14 protein-coding genes are annotated in these 17,342 nt (G+C 69.8%); 10 read left to right on the forward strand and 4 right to left on the reverse strand.

The genetic code is table 11. The features are described 5' to 3' along the window. Positions 1-218 precede the first annotated feature (218 nt). A complete protein-coding gene (locus tag ACZ3HL_RS12080; protein ID WP_465530593.1) occupies positions 219-2,930 on the reverse strand; it encodes a helix-turn-helix transcriptional regulator in 2,712 nt (903 codons plus the stop codon). Between the two features lie 134 nt (positions 2,931-3,064). Between ACZ3HL_RS12080 and ACZ3HL_RS12085 the strand changes: the two genes are divergently transcribed. From ACZ3HL_RS12085 to ACZ3HL_RS12100, 4 genes are all read left to right on the forward strand, one after another. Continuing rightward, on the forward strand, positions 3,065-4,642 hold the full coding sequence (locus tag ACZ3HL_RS12085; protein WP_465531055.1) for a tannase/feruloyl esterase family alpha/beta hydrolase: 1,578 nt from the start codon (positions 3,065-3,067) through the stop codon (positions 4,640-4,642). 341 nt (positions 4,643-4,983) lie between these two features. Next, entirely contained in the window at positions 4,984-6,330 is a 1,347-nt protein-coding gene (locus tag ACZ3HL_RS12090; RefSeq protein WP_465530595.1) for an alpha-lytic protease prodomain-containing protein, read from the forward strand. After that, positions 6,315-6,956, forward strand: a complete 642-nt coding sequence (locus tag ACZ3HL_RS12095) for a sigma-70 family RNA polymerase sigma factor (protein ID WP_465530597.1) — start codon at positions 6,315-6,317, stop codon at positions 6,954-6,956. The genes ACZ3HL_RS12090 and ACZ3HL_RS12095 overlap by 16 nt, the downstream gene beginning before the upstream one ends. Then, the gene (locus ACZ3HL_RS12100) at positions 6,953-7,954 is read left to right on the forward strand and encodes a LysR family transcriptional regulator (protein WP_465530599.1); all 1,002 of its coding nucleotides are present in this window, start codon (positions 6,953-6,955) and stop codon (positions 7,952-7,954) included. Before ACZ3HL_RS12095 ends, ACZ3HL_RS12100 begins: the two co-directional genes overlap by 4 nt. A gap of 6 nt (positions 7,955-7,960) precedes the next feature. On the opposite strand, the gene ACZ3HL_RS12105 is transcribed toward ACZ3HL_RS12100, so the two are convergent. Continuing rightward, positions 7,961-8,197: a hypothetical protein gene (locus ACZ3HL_RS12105; RefSeq protein WP_465420999.1), complete on the reverse strand. Its 237-nt coding sequence runs from the start codon at positions 8,195-8,197 to the stop codon at positions 7,961-7,963. A gap of 146 nt (positions 8,198-8,343) precedes the next feature. Here ACZ3HL_RS12105 and ACZ3HL_RS12110 point away from each other — a divergent pair, with 146 nt between their 5' ends. Both ACZ3HL_RS12110 and ACZ3HL_RS12115 read left to right on the forward strand, forming a co-directional pair. Then, positions 8,344-8,811: a DUF6130 family protein gene (locus ACZ3HL_RS12110; RefSeq protein ID WP_465530601.1), complete on the forward strand. Its 468-nt coding sequence runs from the start codon at positions 8,344-8,346 to the stop codon at positions 8,809-8,811. A 13-nt stretch (positions 8,812-8,824) separates the two neighbouring features. After that, on the forward strand, positions 8,825-9,916 hold the full coding sequence (locus tag ACZ3HL_RS12115) for an aldo/keto reductase (protein ID WP_465530603.1): 1,092 nt from the start codon (positions 8,825-8,827) through the stop codon (positions 9,914-9,916). A gap of 320 nt (positions 9,917-10,236) precedes the next feature. Here ACZ3HL_RS12115 and ACZ3HL_RS12120 read toward each other — a convergent pair whose 3' ends face one another. Beyond that, complete coding sequence (locus ACZ3HL_RS12120; RefSeq protein ID WP_465530605.1) at positions 10,237-11,145, reverse strand: hypothetical protein; 909 nt, start codon at positions 11,143-11,145, stop codon at positions 10,237-10,239. 533 nt (positions 11,146-11,678) lie between these two features. Then, the gene (locus ACZ3HL_RS12125; protein ID WP_465530607.1) at positions 11,679-12,686 is read right to left on the reverse strand and encodes a hydroxyacid dehydrogenase; all 1,008 of its coding nucleotides are present in this window, start codon (positions 12,684-12,686) and stop codon (positions 11,679-11,681) included. Between the two features lie 181 nt (positions 12,687-12,867). On the opposite strand from ACZ3HL_RS12125, the gene ACZ3HL_RS12130 reads away from it, so the two are divergent. From ACZ3HL_RS12130 to ACZ3HL_RS12145, 4 genes are read left to right on the forward strand one after another with little or no spacing between them, the layout of a single operon-like run. After that, entirely contained in the window at positions 12,868-14,196 is a 1,329-nt protein-coding gene (locus ACZ3HL_RS12130; RefSeq protein ID WP_465421009.1) for a sugar ABC transporter substrate-binding protein, read from the forward strand. After that, positions 14,193-15,149, forward strand: a complete 957-nt coding sequence (locus tag ACZ3HL_RS12135) for a carbohydrate ABC transporter permease (RefSeq protein ID WP_465530609.1) — start codon at positions 14,193-14,195, stop codon at positions 15,147-15,149. The genes ACZ3HL_RS12130 and ACZ3HL_RS12135 overlap by 4 nt, the downstream gene beginning before the upstream one ends. After that, positions 15,146-16,012 carry a carbohydrate ABC transporter permease gene (locus tag ACZ3HL_RS12140; RefSeq protein WP_465421013.1) on the forward strand — a complete coding sequence of 289 codons (867 nt, stop codon included), beginning with the start codon at positions 15,146-15,148 and terminating at the stop codon, positions 16,010-16,012. Before ACZ3HL_RS12135 ends, ACZ3HL_RS12140 begins: the two co-directional genes overlap by 4 nt. A gap of 21 nt (positions 16,013-16,033) precedes the next feature. Continuing rightward, positions 16,034-17,335, forward strand: a complete 1,302-nt coding sequence (locus ACZ3HL_RS12145; protein ID WP_465530611.1) for an alpha-L-fucosidase — start codon at positions 16,034-16,036, stop codon at positions 17,333-17,335. The last annotated feature ends 7 nt before the right edge of the window (positions 17,336-17,342 follow it).

The following is a 17,342-nucleotide window of genomic DNA, read 5'->3' on the forward strand; positions in this document are numbered from 1 at the left end:
CCTCGTGAGTGGTAAGCCCTGCGGGGTCTGGGGGCGGTGCCGGGCCCGGCCACGGCCGACGTTGCGAAAGCCACTTTCGCAACGTTGAAGGTTGCGAAAGTGGCTTTCGCAACCCCCGGCCAAGCCCACCACCCGGCAGACCCCCGCCCGCCGAATACATGAAGGCCCCGGATCAAACCTCAGCCGGAAGCCAGTAGGTACCTGAGACAGCCACGGTTCTAACCGTCCTTACCACTCACGAGACCCAATGCCTTCTTGAGCTCCACCCGCGAACTCACCCCGAGTTTGGGAAAGATCCGGTGCAGATGCGTGCCGACCGTCCGGTGCGACAGGTAGAGCCGCTGCCCGATCTCCCGGTTCGTCAGGCCCTCCGCGGCCAGCTGCACGATGCTCAGCTCGTGCGGCGTCAGCTTCTCCCGCGCGTCGGGACCGCGGTTGGGGCTGGACTCCCCCGCGCTCCGCAGTTCACGGCGCGCGCGTTCGGCCCACGCGGTCATGCCGAGCGCGTCGAACGTCTCCCGCGCGGTGCGCAGATGCGCCCGCGAGTCCACGGCGCGCCGCTGCCGCCGTAGCCATTCGCCGTAGGCCAGGTGCAGCCGCCCGCGTTCGGCGGGCCAGCCGTCCAGCTCCGCCCCCAGCGCGGTCTCGAACACTTCGTCACCCGGTTCGAGCACGGCACGGGCGAAGCGCAGACCGATGTGCAACGCCGGCGCAGGGGTCTTCAGCGCGAGCTGTTCCATCTCCGCGACGATCTCGCGCAGCGCTTCGACCTGACCCGCTCGGACGGCGACCTCGGTGAGTTCCGCGACGAAGTACACGCGCAACGCCTGCTGGAAGGCGGGATCGGCTGGGTCGAACAGTCGCCGCAGATCGGCGAACGCGTCGTCGAACCGGCCCTCGCTCGACGCGGCGATCCCCCTGGCGAGCTGCACGGTCGCCAGCACCGGCCGGGCACCGGCGGCGAGCGCGGTCCGCTCGGCTTCATCGGCCAGCGCCTTGGCCTGTTTGTGGTCACCCCGCAGTGCGGCGATCTCGGCCTGGACCGCGGTGGCGAAGCCGTACATGAAGGGCTGCCCGGTCTCCTTGGCGAATTTGGCCGCTTCCGCCGCGACCGGCACGGCCGCGGCGAGGTCACCGAGCCGGACCCGGCTCCACGCCTGGACCGCCAGCGCTCGCGGCAGCAGGCCCAGCCTGCCCTGTGCCCGCAGCCCCGGCGCCGCGGTCGCCGAGAACCGGGCCGCCAGATCGACCGCGCCGACCTGCAGCGACGCGCTCCCGAGGAACCGGTCGACCTCGGGATCGGCGCCGGTGCCGGCGGCGAGTCCGCGCAGCTCGCCGAGCACCGGACCGGCCCGGTCGAACGGCGCGACGTAGGCGGCGACGGCGACCAGACGCGGATCCGAGTTTTCGACCGGGAGGCGGTCCGCGACGGCCAGCAGCGTTCGCCGCGTGTCCTCGCCGGGTTCGGCCCAGAAACAACGCATGGCGGCGCCCCACAGGACGCGCATCGCCGGCTCCGGCCGTCCGTCCGCCGCGACCGACTCCGCCAGCCGCGCCAGTTCCGTGATCCGCGAAATGTCCTCGCGGACACCGTCCTCGAATCCGCTGAGCAACCAGCTCGCCGTCGCTCGTTGCCGCGGCGTCAGCTCTCCCGCGCGCGCGTCCCGGACGAGCCGTTCCGCCGTCTCGCGGCCGCCGGATTCGACGGCAAGCTCGGCCGCGCGCAGCAACCGGTCCGCCCGCCGTCCCGGCTCGGCGCTCATCAGCGCCGCTTGTTCCAGCGCGGCGACCGCGGCCGTCACTCCGCCGCGATGCCGGGCACGGTCGGCGGCGTGTTCCAGGTCGAGGGCGACGTCCTCGTCGGCGCCGGTCGCGGCGGCCGCCCGATGCCAGGCGCGGCGATCCGGCTGCCCGCGGAGGACCTCGGCGAGGATCAGGTGCGCGCGGCGCCGTTCTTCGGACGGCACCGAAGCCGGGATCGCCGAGCGCATCAACGGATGCCGGAACGAGACCGTCTGGGCTTCGAGCTCGATCAACCGGGACTCGGCCGCCGGTGCCAGCGCCGACGGCTCGACGTCATCGCCCAGCAACGCGCCCGCCGCCGCGAGTGTCTCGGCGAGCGAGCCCGTCTCGTTGAGGGCGGCGACCAGCAAGGTCGTCCGGGCCGGTTCCGGCAGCGCGGTGAACCGCGCGGCGAACGTTCGCTCGAGCCGTTCGGTCAGCGGCAACACGGCTCCGGGCGCCTCGGTCACGGCCGACGGCAGCTCGGTCAGGGCCAGCGGATTCCCGGCGGCCTCCGTGAGCACCCGGGACCGGACCGGCGAAGAGAGACCGGGGGCGACGGAGTCGAGCAACTCGGCCGACACGTCACCGGGAAGGCTCTTCAAGTCCATTGAGGACAGTCCCGCGTCCCGCAGCGGCGACGGCTCCCCGTCCCGGACGGTCGCGAGCAGCACGATCGGTTCCGTCTCGATCCGCCTGGCGACGAACGCGAGCGCGTCGGCGCTCTCCCGGTCCATCCACTGGACGTCCTCGGCGACGATCAGCAACGGCTTGGCCGACGCTTCGTCCGAAAGCAGCGTCAACGCGGCGAGCCCGACCAGGTACGCGTTGGGCTCGCCCGCTTCGGCGAGCCCCAGCGCCGCCCAGAGCGCGGAACGCTGTGGCGCGGGGAGGGTGTCGGCACCGGCCCGGACCGGATGGAGCAACTGGTGCAGGGCGGCGTACGCGAAGTTCCGTTCGGCCTCGACGCCGGTCGTGCGCATGACCCGCAGGCCCCCGACCGTCGCCGCGGCCACCGCCTCCGCCACGACCGCGGACTTGCCGATGCCCGGTTCGCCCTGGATCAGGACGCCACCACAGCCCGCGGCGGGCCCGTCGACGAGCTCGGCCAGGTCCTTCAGCTCGGCTTCCCGTCCGAAAAGCGGCATGGTGCGGCATTCCTCCCCTCGGCCGTGGGCGGCCGCCCGTCCGACGATACCCAAACCGTCCGGTTAGGACTCCCGGCGGCGTCCACAGGATGTAGACGGCGTGTCGACACGCTCGGCCTAGCTTCGGCACAGTGATCAGACGCAAGAAGTTGTTCCTGGCGGCGGCACCGCTGGCCGCCCTGCTGCCGCTGGTGCTGACCTCGCTCACGCAAACGGCGCCCGCCCAAGCGGCGGCGCCGTCGTGCGCGGCGGTCCCCGTTTCGGCGCCCGAAGGCGCGCGGATCGAATCCGTCCAGGCCGAGGAGAAGCCCGGCGGGACCGTGACGTTCCCGCCCACCCCGTTCTCGGCCCCCGCCGCGATCACGGAAGTGCCCGCGTACTGCGAAATCACCGTCACGCTGACCCATGGCAAGGCGGGTGACCACGTCAAGGTCGCCGTCGCGCTGCCCCGGACCGGGTGGACCGGCAGGCTCCAGGCGGTCGGCGGCAGCGCCTACACCGCCGGTGACTTCGGCGCCCCGCTCGTCCAGGCCGTCAAAGACGGCTACAGCGGCGTGACGACCGATGCCGGTGTCCCGTTGACGTTCCTCGACACCTCGTGGGCGCTCACTCCCCAGGGTGAGATCGACAAGACCCTGGTGACGAACTTCGCGACCCGTTCGGTGCATGAGGCCGCTCTCGTCGGCAAGGACGTGACACAGAAGTTCTACCAGCGGGAAGTCGCTTACTCGTACTGGAACGGCTGCTCGACCGGTGGCCGTCAGGGCTACTCGGAAGCGCAGCGGTACCCGGGTGACTTCGACGGCGTCCTGGCGAACGCGCCCGCCGTGCACTGGGCGGAGTTCGCGGTCGCGACCCTCTGGCCGCGCGTCGTGATGAACCAGGAGAAGACCTTCCCGGCGACCTGCGTCTTCACCGCCTTCCAGCAGGCGGCGATCAAGGCCTGCGACGGCCGGGACGGGGTCACCAACGGCATCGTGGACCGGCCGGACGAATGCGGCTACGACCCTCGATCGCTCATCGGCACGAAGGTGCACTGCGGCGGCAAGGAGGTCACCGTCACCGCGGCGGACGCCGAAGTCGTCCGCAAGATCTGGGCCGGGCCTGCCGACGAGCACGGACGACGGCTCTGGGCGGGTCTCCCCAAGGGCGCCGACTTCGGCCCGGTGACGAACGCGCCCGGTTTCCCGGTGGCCGTGGGCTGGGTGCGAACGTTCTTGAAGAAGCAGCCCGGATTCGACACCGAGAAGATCACCTATCGCCAGTTCGCCGACCTGGTCCGCCAGTCGGTACGGGAGTACGACGACGTCATCGGCACCTCGGACCCGGATCTGTCGGCGTTCCGCCGGGCCGGTGGCAAGCTGATCACCTTCGTCGGCTCCGACGACCAGCTGATCCCGCCGGGCGGCACGCTGCAGTACCGCCGCGAGGTGGAGCGCGAGATGGGCGGCCCGAAGCGGGTCGACGACTTCTACCGGCTGTTCCTCGCGCCGGGTGTCGCGCACTGCTCCGGCGGCGCGGGTGCCGCACCGGTGAACGCGCTGGGCGCGCTCGTCGACTGGGTCGAACACGGCAAGGCGCCGTCGACCCTGCCCGCGGCGAACGCCGGCAAGACCGTCACCCGCGATCTCTGCCCGTATCCGCAGGTCTCGCGGTACCGCGGCCACGGTGATCCCGCGGTGGCCACGAGCTACCGCTGCACCGGCCGCTGAAACCACACACACCAGTGCCCGTCGTGCCGTCGCCCCCTCCGGCACGGCGGGCACTTCCCCACACTGTGAGAAGTTCCGGCGTTCCCTTTGCCATACCCCTCAAAAGTACGGTAATGACGACACGGGACGCCGAATCGCACGTCGGCGCAGCCGTTCTTCCGGAAGCGCCTGAACCGTTGCACCGCAACGAAAACGCCTGCCGGATCAGCACGGACCACCGCCATATCACCCCACGTTCCAGCCGGGCGATATGACCCAAATGGTATGTACCAGTTGCGTGATCCGCCTCGTACGGTCGGGGACGAATCCCCCTCCCCCGCCCGTTCGAGGAAAGCGTCGAGATGAACAGAAAGATCTTAGCCGCCACAGCCGCGGCGATAACCGGGGCCGGCCTGGTCACCGCCATCGCCCTCACCCCCAACGCGAGCGCCGGTCAGCAGGCCACCGCCGGTGACCAGGTCCAGTCCGAAATGCTGGCCGCGATGGCCCGCGATCTGAAGATCAGCCCGGAGCAGGCCAAGCTCCGGATGGCGAGCGAACAGCGCGCCGCGGTCGCCGACAACACGCTGAAGAAGCAGCTCGGCACGTCGTACGCCGGGTCGTGGCTCGACGGCAGCGGGACCACGCTGACCGTGGCGGTCACCGACGCCGCCGTGGGCGACCTGGTCCGTGCCGCGGGCGCCACCCCGAAGACGGTCGCCCGCAGCGCCGCCGATCTCGACTCGGCGAAGCTGCGGCTCGACGCGAAGTCCGCCAAGGCACCGAAGACGGTGCCGGGCTGGTTCACCGACGTCACCACCAACTCGATCGTCGTACTCGCCAACGCCGGTGGCGAAGGCGCCGCGAAGGCGTGGGCGGCCGAGTCCGGTGTGCCGTCCGACCTGATCCGGGTCGAAGCCAGCACCGAACAGCCCCGTCCGCTGATCGACATCATCGGCGGTAACGCCTACACCTTCGGCTCGGGCCGCTGCTCCATCGGTTTCGCCGTCGACGGCGGCTTCGTGACCGCCGGCCACTGCGGCAGGACCGGAACGCGTACCTCGAACCCCAGCGGGTCCGTCGCCGGCTCCAGCTTCCCGGGCAACGACTACGCCTGGGTCCGCGCCGACGCGGGCAACACCCCGCGCCCGCTGGTGAACCGCTACCCCGGCACCGTGCCGGTCGCCGGTTCGACCGAGGCCCCGGTCAACTCCTCGGTCTGCCGCTCCGGCTCCACGACCGGCTGGCGTTGCGGCACGATCCTGCAGAAGAACACCTCGGTCACCTACCCCGAGGGCACCATCACCGGCCTGACCCGGACCAACGCCTGCGCCGAACCCGGCGACTCCGGCGGTTCGTGGCTCACCGGCGACCAAGCCCAAGGCGTCACCTCGGGTGGCTCCGGCAACTGCACCTCCGGCGGCACCATCTACTTCCAGCCGGTCTCGGAGATCCTGAGCGTCTACAACCTGCGTCTGACGGTCAGCGGCAACCCGCCGTCCAGCACCACCACGACGCCGACCACGCCCACCACCCCGACCAGCCCGACGACGTCGAACCCGCCGGGCGGCACCTGGGCGCCGTACACGTACTACGGCTCCGGAGCGACCGCCAGCTACGGCGGCAGCAACTACCGGGTCATCCAGCCGCACACCTCCTTGCCCGGCTGGGAACCGCCGAACGTGCCCGCGCTTTGGGAACTCGCCTGACCTGGACCGTCCCCGGCGACCTCACCTCGCCGGGGACGGCTCCTCCCCCTGACGACGGCGCGCTGACGGCGGATCTCGAATCCCTCGTCCCCCGCGCCCGCCGCGGTGACCCCGCGGCGACGAACGAGTTGATGACCATCGTCCAGCCGGTCGTCGCGGACTACTGCCGGAGCCGGATGGACGGAACGGACGCGCGGGAGATCGCCGCGGACGACGTCGCGCAGGAGACCTGTCTCGCCGTGCTCACCGCTTTGCCCACCGCGCGGGCCACCGGTGGGTCCTTCCTCACCGCCGTCCTGGGGATCGCCGCCCGGAAGGTCGCCGCTGCCTTCCGGAGGCGAGCCCGGGACAGGTCCGAGCCCACGCCCGATCCGCCCGATCACGCGACGCCCGAACCGAACGAACCCGAGTGGCAGGCCCTCGCCGCCGACGGTCACGACCGGCTGACGCGGCTGATGAGCACCCTGCCCGACATCCAGCAGGAGATCCTCCGCCTGCGGATCACCGTCGGCCTGACGGCGCCCGAGGCGGGCGCGGTCCTGCGGGTGAGCCCGGGCCTGGTCCGGGTCTCCCAGCATCGCGCCCTGCACAAACTTCGCACGATCATCAGCGAGGACGACCTGTGATCAGCCCCCTGATCGGCCCCGGGGACGGCCACACCTGGCCGGCGGAGATCGACGTCCGGCAGCTGCGCCTGCTCGACGCGATCGCGTCGGCGGGCAGCATCGCGAAGGCCGCGACCGCGCTCGGGCTCTCCCAGCCCGCGTTGAGCGCGCAGCTCCACCGGGTCGAGCGGGCCTTGGAACGGACGGTGTTCGAACGCGACCGGGACGGCGTGCGGCCCACCGCGCTGGGCGAAGTGCTGCTCGACCACGCGCGCCGGGTACTGGCCGCGGCGGACGACCTCGAACTGGCGATCCGCCGGTTCCACAGCGCGCCTTCCGAGCGACTGCTCCGGATCGGCGCGTTCCCGACCATCTTCGCCGAGACACTGAGCGGTGTGGTCGCCGCGGCGGCCCCCGGCCGTCCGGTCGAACCGGTGGCGGTGACGAGCCGGGCGGCGGTGCTCTCGGCACTGCTCGACGGCACGGTGGAATTGGCGCTGTACGTGGATCACCCCGGGCAGGAGATCGTTCCGCCCGATGGCGTCCACCTGCTTCCCGTCGGCATGGAGCCGGTCTTCGTGGTCGTGTCCCCCGGCCATCCCGCCGCCGGACTCGGCGAGGTGTCCCTTGCCGAGCTCGACGGCTCGGTCTGGCTGGTGCCGTCGGGCGAGGACGACGAGTTCCACGATCACCTGACCGACCAGTGCGCCCGCGCCGGCCTGGGCGCGATCACCGTGCGGAGGCTGGAACCGAAGGTGCTGGGGCAGACCGTCCGGAACGAACCCCGCGCGGTGGCACCCACCCGCTCGCTCGATCCCGGTTCCACGGTCCCGGGCACGGTGGTGGCGCTGCGGGGAGTGCCGCTGCGGACGCGGCATCTCCTGCTATGGCGCGACGGCTCGTCCGTCGACGTCCCCGCTGTCCGAAGTGGACTGACGCACTCGATCACCGAGTCGGGCGTGATCCGGCATCGGCTTCCCGAGTGGGCGGCGGCCAACCCCGGCTGGCTCGGCACCTGACCGGATTCAGCGCTGGATGCAGTCGAGGCCGAGGCCGAAGACCGTGAGCACGTACTGACAGATATGCGTCGCGTGCTCTTCGTCGGTCTCGAGGCACCCCACCGGGACACCCAGCAGGTCGACCGCGCAGGACGCGTAGAACTGGTTCGGACTGCCGGGCACCGGGTCCGCGATGGCGGGCGAGGCGGTGACCGCGCCCAAGAACGTGACCGCGGCCGCCAAGGCGGCGATTCGAGTCTTCATCTTGCTCTCCCTTTTCCGTCGGTGCCCCCGGGTTCCCCGCATCCGGCCGGTTCACTGGGTGATCACCGGAAAGTGTCACGGTGACGTACACCGATGACGTCGTCCGACGGGCGCCGCGACCCCTTCGGCCGTCTTAGCGTGAATTCATGCCCGCACTTGGGAAAGCCGCTCTCGCCGCCGCCGTTCTGCTCACCGCCGCCTGTAGTGCTCCGCCGGTGACCGCTCCCCCCACCGCCGCGGTCGGCGCCGGCTGGTCGCCCGCTCCCGTGGTGCCGCTGCCGTCCCAGCCGCCGCCGTCGCTGATCGTGGACGAGCCGTTACCCGAGCAGCTCGCGATGGGCCTGGTCGTCCTGCGGTACCGGGCGGAGAACCTCCGGATCGTCCCGGTGTACGGCCCCGCTGCCCTGGACGTCTCGCCCCGGATCGGCCACATCCACGTGACCGTCGACGACGCGGTGTGGCACTGGGCGGACGGCAGCGGGGAGCCGCTGATCATCCAGTCGCTGCCCGCGGGACCGCACAAGGTGTGGATCGGTCTCGCCGACCCGACGCACAAGATCCTCGACCAGAAGACGGTGAACTTCGTCGTTCCCGCCCACGCCGGACACCACTGAAAAGGGCACTTCCATGACACTGGATCAGTACTACCTGCTCGGCCGCTCCGGCCTGCGCGTCAGCCGGATCGCACTCGGCACGATGAACTTCGGTACCGGCGGGTTCCACGCCGCGTACGGGAAATCCGAGGACGAGGTCCGCCCGATCTTCCGCAAGTACCTGGAGGCGGGAGGGAACTTCATCGACACCGCGGACTTCTACACCGCGGGCGAAAGCGAGACCATCCTCGGCCGTCTCATCGCCGAGGCGAAGGTGCGCGACCGGGTCGTGCTCACCACCAAGTACACCAACAGCGTCGACCCCGGCGACCCGAACGCGGGCGGCAACGGCCGCAAACATCTGATCCGGGCGCTGGAAGCGTCGCTGCGACGGCTGGGCACCGACCACGTCGACCTCTTCCTGCTGCACACCTGGGACCGCGTCACCCCGGCGGAAGAGGTGATGCGCACCTTCGACGACCTGGTGCGCGCGGGAAAGATCCGCTACGCCGGGCTCTCCGACGTACCCGCCTGGTACGCCGCCCGGGCGCAGAGCTTCGCCGAGGCGAACGCGCTCACCCCGGCCGTCAATCTCCAGCTGCCCTACTCGCTCGTGGAACGGACGATCGAAACCGAACACGTGCCGATGGGACGACATCTCGGGCTCGGCATCACCGCGTGGAGCCCGCTGGCCGGTGGGTTCCTCACCGGCAAGTACCGCCAGACCGGCGAGACTCCGTCCGGCGACGGCAGGCTCAGCGATCCGGGGAACGCCGGGAAGTCGTGGACCGGCCGCGACTGGGCGCTGCTGAAGCCACTGGAGAAGGTCGCGGACGAACTCGGCGTCACGATGGCCCAGGTCGCGATCAACTGGGTCGCGACCCAGCCGGGCGTGGCGGCCGCGATCGTCGGGGCGAGCAGCGCGGACCAGCTGGGCAAGAGCATGGCCGCGCTGGACTTCACGCTGCCCCCGGACCTGCGCGCGCTCCTCGACGAGGCCAGTGCCGTGCCGCCGGAGTCGGTGTACCGGATGTTCACGCCGGAGTACCAGAACTGGGTCATCTCGCCGGGGGTGAAGGTCGGGGACAAACCGACGGGGTATGCGCCTGACGTGCGGAACTGGTGACTTTCCGCTGGTGATCGCGGTCTGTTGCCGTTTTGCGGCGACGGGCCGCCGGTAACCATCTCGCATGGCCCACCGATCCCGCCGCCATCCATCGCCGTTTCTCGGCAACGAGACGGGGCCGCTCAGAACGTCACCGTCTCACGGCAGCAGACCGGTCCCCGGAAATCGCCATCCGTGGCCCGTCGCCGATTCGCGGCAACAGAGCGTGGGGGCGTTGCCGAATTGTTCCCGGCGCCCGAACCGTCGCCGGTAGTCGGCGACGCCCTCACCCGCCTGGCGCCGACTACCGGTAAAGACCCACAGGCGCGCGGTATAGGTCGTTATACAGTCAGCTCTGCGAGACCGGCCCACGGGGCGGCGCTCACCCGGTCGTAGATCGCCCGCAGCCACGGCTGACGAACGGCCGGAAGCCGCGCCAAGGTATGCAGGAAGACATCCGGCGCGGGACGGAAACGGTCACGCGGGCGCTTCGGCAGCGGATCGTCGCGCAAGACACCCGTCGGCATCCCCCCGGACGCCGGGGCCGTCACCGGGTCGCGGCCGAAAGCCAGCCACGTCCATACCTCGGCGGCAACCGGCACCACGTCGGCCGCGCCGGAGTGCGGCCAGGACCGTCCGGTCACCGGATCCCGCGGCACGAGCGCCATGTCGTCGGTTTCCGGCAACCCGGGGCCAGCGAGCGCCAAGATCCGGCGCGGCGGTCCAGGCGGAAGCAAAGCGAGCGCGGGGTGGAACACCTCGGCGACTAGGCCGTCCTCGATCGCGATCGCCCTGCCGCCGGAAACCGCGAGCAGATGCGCCAGCGCCTCGGCGATCGCCGCCTCCCAAATCAGACTCCACACGCCACCGGGTCCGACCGGCGGCACATCTTCGACGGTCTCGTCGAACGTCCCGGGAGTTTCCTCGCACCGTACGGCAGCCGGGAGCAGCCGCACGGCCTGCCAAAGCGAGCAGTCGTCGATACGGGTCCCCACCTCCAGTCCGCAACGGGCGCAGGCGAGATTGGGACCGTCGCGCCCGTCCACTCCGTAACAGTCGCCGTCGCAGCGATCCGGGATCAGTACGGTCCCCCGGGTGTCGCCCGGCGCGACCACGATCGTTCCGGCGGGCCCGTACGAAAGGGAAATGACGGGAGCGAACAACCCACGGGGCTCGGACTCGGACTCGTCCCACGGCCGCCAAGGCGGGCCGAACGGCTCCGGATCGACGGCATGGGTTCCCGCCCGCATGAGCGGCGGAAGCAGGGTATGTCCACAGCGGCTACGGGCATGTACCGGGAGAGCGACCCGGGAAACCGGCGCTGTCAGGACAGCAGCACACCCCGCACAGGTGAACAGAGCCACCGGACCTCCCCAGCCAGAGGTCACCAGATTACGCCGGAGCGAGGAACTCCCCGCCGCCGCCGCGAACTCCGCCGGCTTGGTGCTGCGCAGCCGAAGCCCGCGTCCTCGACGGTCACGAAGCGGCGGTCCGAGATCAGCCCGCACATCCGTTCCAGCGGCTCCGGGGTGACGTGTATGGACGGCCCGTCACTGACCAGCGATGTCGGCGCAGCTATCGCGGCGAGTATTACGGCTACCCGGCCGCCAGATCCGCCCGCTCCCCCGCGGATCGGTCACATCGTCGGCCATCGCCGCGAGCGAACACTCCTGCGCGTCGGCGCTGTCGCCGTGCCCTCGGCAGATCGACAGCACCGCAATCATCCCAAGCTACCTAAGGCGTGCAGCAGGACCACGGGGAGACCGGGTCCGAACGGCAAGCATCAAGCACGCAAGTGAGCCCGATCCGGCGCGACAGCGTGCTCCAGCGGCTCCCCGAGCACGAACCGCCGCAGCTCCGCCGCCACCAGCTCACCCATCCGAGCGCGTTCGGCCCCCAGCGCGCCCGCCAGATGCGGGGTCAGCACCACGTTCGGCAACGTGTACAGCGGCGAGTCCGGCTCGGGCGGTTCGGGCCAGGTGACGTCGAGGATCGCCGTGAGATCGGTTCGCTCGCGCAGCACCGGGACGACCGACGGCTCGTCGACGACGGCGCCCCGGGCGGTGTTGATCAAGGTCGCGCCGATGCCCATCCTGGCCACCAGCTCCCCGTCGACCAGCCCTTCGGTCTCCGGGAGCAGCGGCGCGTGCAGGCTGACCACGGGACACGTGGCGAACAGCTCGTCCAGGCCCACCAGCCGCACGCCGAGCCCATCGGCCGTCGCCGGGTCGACGACGGGGTCGCTCGCGAGCACGTCGACGTCGAAACGGCGCAAATGCGACGCGACGAGAGCACCGATCTCGCCGAGGCCGAGCAGCCCGACCCGGGACCGGTAGGCGCCCGCGACCCTCGGGTCCGGCGGATAGGCCCGCCGCTCCCGGATCTCCCGGGAGATCCGGTGCACCTGCTTCAGTCCTAAAAGGACCTGTGCCAGGGTGAACTCGGCGACCGGGACGGCGTTCGCGGCCGCGGCCGACACGATCGGCAGCTCGCGCGCCCAGAACTCGGGCGTGGTCAGCGGCCGCACCGAGCCGGCGGCGACGAGTACGGCCCGCAGGTCCCGCGCGTGTCCCAAGAGGACGGAGTCCAGTACCGGAGCACCCCAGCCGGACAGCAGGATTTCGACGCCTTCCAGTGCCGCCGGGTTCTGGGCCAGCTGCTCACGGGTGAGCGGCTCACGCAGGTCCGCCAGCGTTTCGATCTCCTTCAGCACCGCCTCGGGATAAACGTCGTCGCGGCGGCGTTCCTCCATCACGAGAAGTGCCGTCGGCCGGTGTCGCAGCTCGGTCATTCCTACCTCCGCGGCGACCATACATCGGATGCTTGACCCGGTCCACGCACAGCGAGTCCCACACATGGACAAACTGGCCCGATTGAAATTCGTAATCATCGGACCATTGACCGGACCCCGGGAAAGCGCTTACCGTCCCCTCCGAGGTAGACAGCGTGGTCCACAGTGAACAGGAGATGCGATGCGGAAATCGCGGTGGATCGGCGTGGGACTCACTGTCTCAGCGCTGGTCCTTTCGGGCTGCTCGGCAGGCCCCGCCGGAACGAACGTCGCGCAGGACACCAAGGCACCCTTGGAACTGTGGACCCGGACGACCCCCGGCGGCCCCGGCGAGCAGGCCACCAAGCGGCTCGCCGAAGCCTTCGAGAAGGCCACGGGGTTCAAGGTGCAGGTCACCGCGATCTTCGACGACTTCGAGACGAAACTGGCCCAGCGCGCCGCCCAGCGCGACCTGCCGGACATCGTGATGAACGACGTCACGCAGCTGGGCACGCTGAAGAGCCAGGGCCTCGTCCGTGAGGTCGAACAGGGCAAGATCAAGCACACCTCGGAGCTCACCGAGCAGGCGCTGAAGTCGAACCAGACCGCGGACGGCAAGCTGTACGGCCTGCCCTACAGCGCGCAGGCCTCGGCGCTGCTCATCCGCAAGGACTGGCGGGAGAAGCTCGGCAAGGGCGTCCCCCAGAGCTGGGCCGAGCTGGCGGACCTCGCCAAGGCCTTCACCACCGGCGATCCCGACGGCAACGGCAAGGCCGACACCGCTGGCCTGAACGCGACGCTGTCGACCAAGCGGGGTTACGCCTCCTGGTACTTCTCGAACTTCCTGTGGGCCGCGGGCGGCGACTTCATCTCCGAGACCGGTGGCGGCAAGTACAAGCCGGCGATGAGCACCCCCGAATCCGTGGCCGCGGTGCAGTGGTTCCGCGACCTCGGCTGCAAGGACAACGTCATCCAGCCCGGCTCGGTCACCATGCCGACCCCGGCGACCAACGAGACCTTCGAAGCGGGCAAGGCCGGGATGTACGTCGTCGGCCCGTACCTGCTGCCGCGGTTCGACAAGTCGCTCGGCAAGGACAAGTACGAGGTCGTGCCGATGCCGAAGGGCGCCAAGAACGCCGACGTCCTCGCCGAGGGCCTGTCGATCTACATGATGGCCGGTTCGCCGAACCAGGCCGGGCAGGACGCCTTCGGTGACTTCGCGATCTCGGTCGACGGCCAGAAGATCGGCATGGAGGGCGAATCGGCCTTCATCGTCCAGCTCCCGGTGAACAAGAACGTCGACATCACCCAGGTCCGCTCCGACCCGCGCTGGAAGACCTACGCCGAGATCTACGCCAAGTCCGGCCACTACGCGCCGTCCATCCCGAACTGGACGCCCGTCCGCCAGGACACCGCCGACACGATCAGCGCGCTCGTCGCCGACTGCAAGCTGGACCTCAAGGCGGAACTGTCCAAACTCGACACCAAGCTCTCCGCGACGTTGCAGCAACAGGGGATCAGCGCCTCATGACCGTAGATCACGCCAAGCCGGCGGCCGTCGGCGCGGAGCGTCCCGCCGTCAAGCGGGCGCCCGCACCGAAGGCCCGCAGGCGCAGCGACCGCGACGGGAAGTGGTGGACGCCGTGGCTGTTCCTGGCCCCGGCCCTGATCCTGTTCGTGTACTTCAAGTTCATCCCGATGTTCACCGCGGTGACGATGTCCTTCCAGGACGTCCAGCCGTATCTGGGCAACCAGTGGGTCGGCGGGCAGAACTACAGCACCGTCCTCGGTGACGAGGCGTTCCACTCCGCGATCTGGCACACCGTCGTGATCGCGGTCGGGCAGACCGCGGGGTCGATGATCATCGGCCTCGCGCTCGCCCTGCTGATGGAGGGCCAGAGCAAGCGGCTGAAATTCCTGCGCTCGGCGGCGTTCCTGCCGGTGGTCGTGCCGATCGCGGTGGTCGCCGAACTCTGGCGCATCATGTACCACCCGACCGAGGACGGGATGCTGAACTCCATCCTCGGCCTGGTCGGACTGGGCCCGTCGGGCTTCATCAACGATCCCGACAGCTCGATGATCTCGGTCATCGTCACCGGGATCTGGCGCGGCGCCCCGTACGACATGATGATCTTCCTCGCCGGTTTGGCGGGCATCGACCGGGGGCTCTACGAAGCGGCCACTGTGGACGGTGCTTCCCGCTGGCGGAAGATCCTCCACGTGACGCTGCCGGGTCTGCGCTCGGTGTTCTCGATCCTGTTCGTCCTCGCGGCGATCCGCGGCCTGCGGGTGTTCACCGAGGTGTTCCTGCTGACCAACGGCGGGCCGAACGGCTCGACCGAGGTGGCGATGACCCTGATCTACAAACTCGGCCTGGAACAGAACCGGCTGGGTGTCGGCGCGGCGGGCGCGGTCCTGCTGTTCCTCGCGACGCTCGTGCTGACCTTGTTCGTCCAGGTGCTCCGACGGAGGCGAGACGCATGACCGCGGCCAACGATTCCGCACTCGGCCTCGACGCCGTCAAGTCACCGGCCGGGCGGATCCTGAAGTTCGTCCTGTACGCCCTGCTGCTCCTGGTGTTCGCCGGACCGCTGCTGGCACTGCTGGTCAGCGCGTTCAACGACGTCTCCGATCCGACGGCGCTGAGCGTCGTCCCGTCCAGCCCGACCCTGGGCAACTTCGGCATCGCCTTCGACCTGGGTGTGGGGATGTACCTCCTCAACTCGTTCCTGGTGGTCGGCTTCGGCCTGCTGCTGCAGGTCGTCATCTCGGTGCTGGCCGGCTACGCGCTGGCGCGCAAGAAGTTCCGGTTCATGACCTTCGTGCTGGTCGCGATCCTGGCGACGCTGATGCTTCCCGAGGAGATCCTCGCGATCCCGCTGTCGCTGATCCTGTCGGATCTGCCGGTGGTGCATCTGAACCTGATCGGCAGCCTCGCTGGGATGATCGTGCCCCTGGGCGCGTGGGCCTTCTCGATCCTGGTGATGACCGAGTTCATGAAGGACGTCCCCCGCGAACTCGAAGAGGCCGCACGGATCGACGGTGCCGGCGACCTGCGGATCTTCGCGCAGATCATCCTCCCGATGTGCAAGCCGGCGCTCGGCGTGATCGGCGTCTTCGGCTTCACGATGATCTGGGACCAGTACCTGCTGCCGTTGCTGGTGTCGACCGACGCTTCGACCTACACCCTGCCGCTGGCCCTGCGGACGCTGCGGATCGACACGAACGTCACGCCCGGCGTGATCATGGCCGCGTCGCTGCTGGCGCTGCTCCCGTCGGTCGCCGCGTTCCTGTTCTTCCAGCGTTCGTTCGTCCGCGGCCTCGCCTCGGGCGCGCTCAAGGGCTGACCCACCATCTCAAGGAGAGAAGTGAGTTCCACCGCCTGGTTCACCCACGACCGGTTCGGGATGTTCGTCCACTGGGGACTGTATTCCCTCGCCGCCCGGCACGAATGGGTGCAGAACCGCGAAAAGCTGACCGACGAGCAGTACCGGGTCTACTTCGACCACTTCGAACCGGACAAGTACGACCCGCGTTCCTGGGCGCGCGCCGCGAAGGCCGCGGGCATGACCTACGTCGTGCTCACGACCAAGCACCACGACGGTTTCTGCCTGTGGGACAGCGATCTCACCGACTTCAAGGTGACGAACACGCCCTACGGCAAGGATCTGCTCGGCCCGTTCGTCGACGCCTGCCGCGAAGAGGGCTTGAAGGTCGGCTTCTATCACTCGCTGATCGACTGGCATCACCCCGCGTTCCCCGTCGACGGCACCCATCCCCGCCGTGACGACGCCGAGTACATCGCGGCGCACCAGTACGCCGACATCGCCGAGTACCAGCTCTATCTCCACGGTCAGGTGCGCGAACTGCTCACCCGCTTCGGCACGATCGACTACCTGTTCTTCGACTTCTCCTACCAGGGCCGCAAGGAATGGTGGGGCGGCAAGGGACCGGACGACTGGGACTCCCCCGGCCTGCTCGCGCTGGTCCGCGAACTCCAGCCCGGCATCCTGGTCAACGACCGCACCGGGATCCCGGGTGACTTCATCACCCCGGAGCAGTACCAGCCGTCCGGACCGATGACCCGCGAAGGCGTCCCGGTGGTGTGGGAGGCGTGCCAGACCCTGAACGGCAGCTGGGGTTACGACCGCGACAACCTCGACTACAAGAGTCCCGAACTGCTGATCCGGATGCTGGTCGACGGCGTGTCCAAGGACGGCAACCTGCTGCTCAACGTCGGACCGAACGGCCGGGGCGAGATCGACCCGCGGGCGCTCGAGGTGCTCGCCGAGATCGGCCGCTGGATGGACCGGCACGAACGCTCCATCCGCGGCTGCGGCCCCGCCGAGTTCACCGCACCCGCCGACGGCCGCTACACCCGGCGCGGCGACCGGCTGTACCTGCACCTGTTCAGCTGGCCGATGAACCACGTCCACCTGCCCGGGCTCGCCGGGCAGGTGCGCTACGCCCAACTGCTCGACGACGCCTCGGAAATCCGGCAGGTGCACACGGATCCCGGGCAGACCGCACAGAACACCCAGATGGGCGGGCAGCCGGAAGGCACGCTCACCCTCAAGCTCCCCATCCGGAAACCGGACACCCCGGTCCCGGTGATCGAACTGTTCCTGAACACGGAAAGCCCCGCCGCCGAAACCCTCCCCACCGATTGAGCACGGA

The sequence above is a fragment of the Amycolatopsis sp. NPDC000009 genome, from assembly GCF_055563465.1.

Bases quoted from the DNA above. Each gene is read 5' to 3' on its own strand.
- ACZ3HL_RS12080 (WP_465530593.1), bottom strand. From the start codon at position 2,930: ATGCCGCTTTTCGGACGGGAAGCCGAGCTGAAGGACCTGGCCGAGCTC.
- ACZ3HL_RS12090 (WP_465530595.1), top strand. From the start codon at position 4,984: ATGAACAGAAAGATCTTAGCCGCCACAGCCGCGGCGATAACCGGGGCC.
- ACZ3HL_RS12105 (WP_465420999.1), bottom strand. From the start codon at position 8,197: ATGAAGACTCGAATCGCCGCCTTGGCGGCCGCGGTCACGTTCTTGGGC.
- ACZ3HL_RS12110 (WP_465530601.1), top strand. From the start codon at position 8,344: ATGCCCGCACTTGGGAAAGCCGCTCTCGCCGCCGCCGTTCTGCTCACC.
- ACZ3HL_RS12115 (WP_465530603.1), top strand. From the start codon at position 8,825: ATGACACTGGATCAGTACTACCTGCTCGGCCGCTCCGGCCTGCGCGTC.
- ACZ3HL_RS12120 (WP_465530605.1), bottom strand. From the start codon at position 11,145: ATGCGGGCGGGAACCCATGCCGTCGATCCGGAGCCGTTCGGCCCGCCT.
- ACZ3HL_RS12125 (WP_465530607.1), bottom strand. From the start codon at position 12,686: ATGACCGAGCTGCGACACCGGCCGACGGCACTTCTCGTGATGGAGGAA.
- ACZ3HL_RS12130 (WP_465421009.1), top strand. From the start codon at position 12,868: ATGCGGAAATCGCGGTGGATCGGCGTGGGACTCACTGTCTCAGCGCTG.
- ACZ3HL_RS12135 (WP_465530609.1), top strand. From the start codon at position 14,193: ATGACCGTAGATCACGCCAAGCCGGCGGCCGTCGGCGCGGAGCGTCCC.
- ACZ3HL_RS12140 (WP_465421013.1), top strand. From the start codon at position 15,146: ATGACCGCGGCCAACGATTCCGCACTCGGCCTCGACGCCGTCAAGTCA.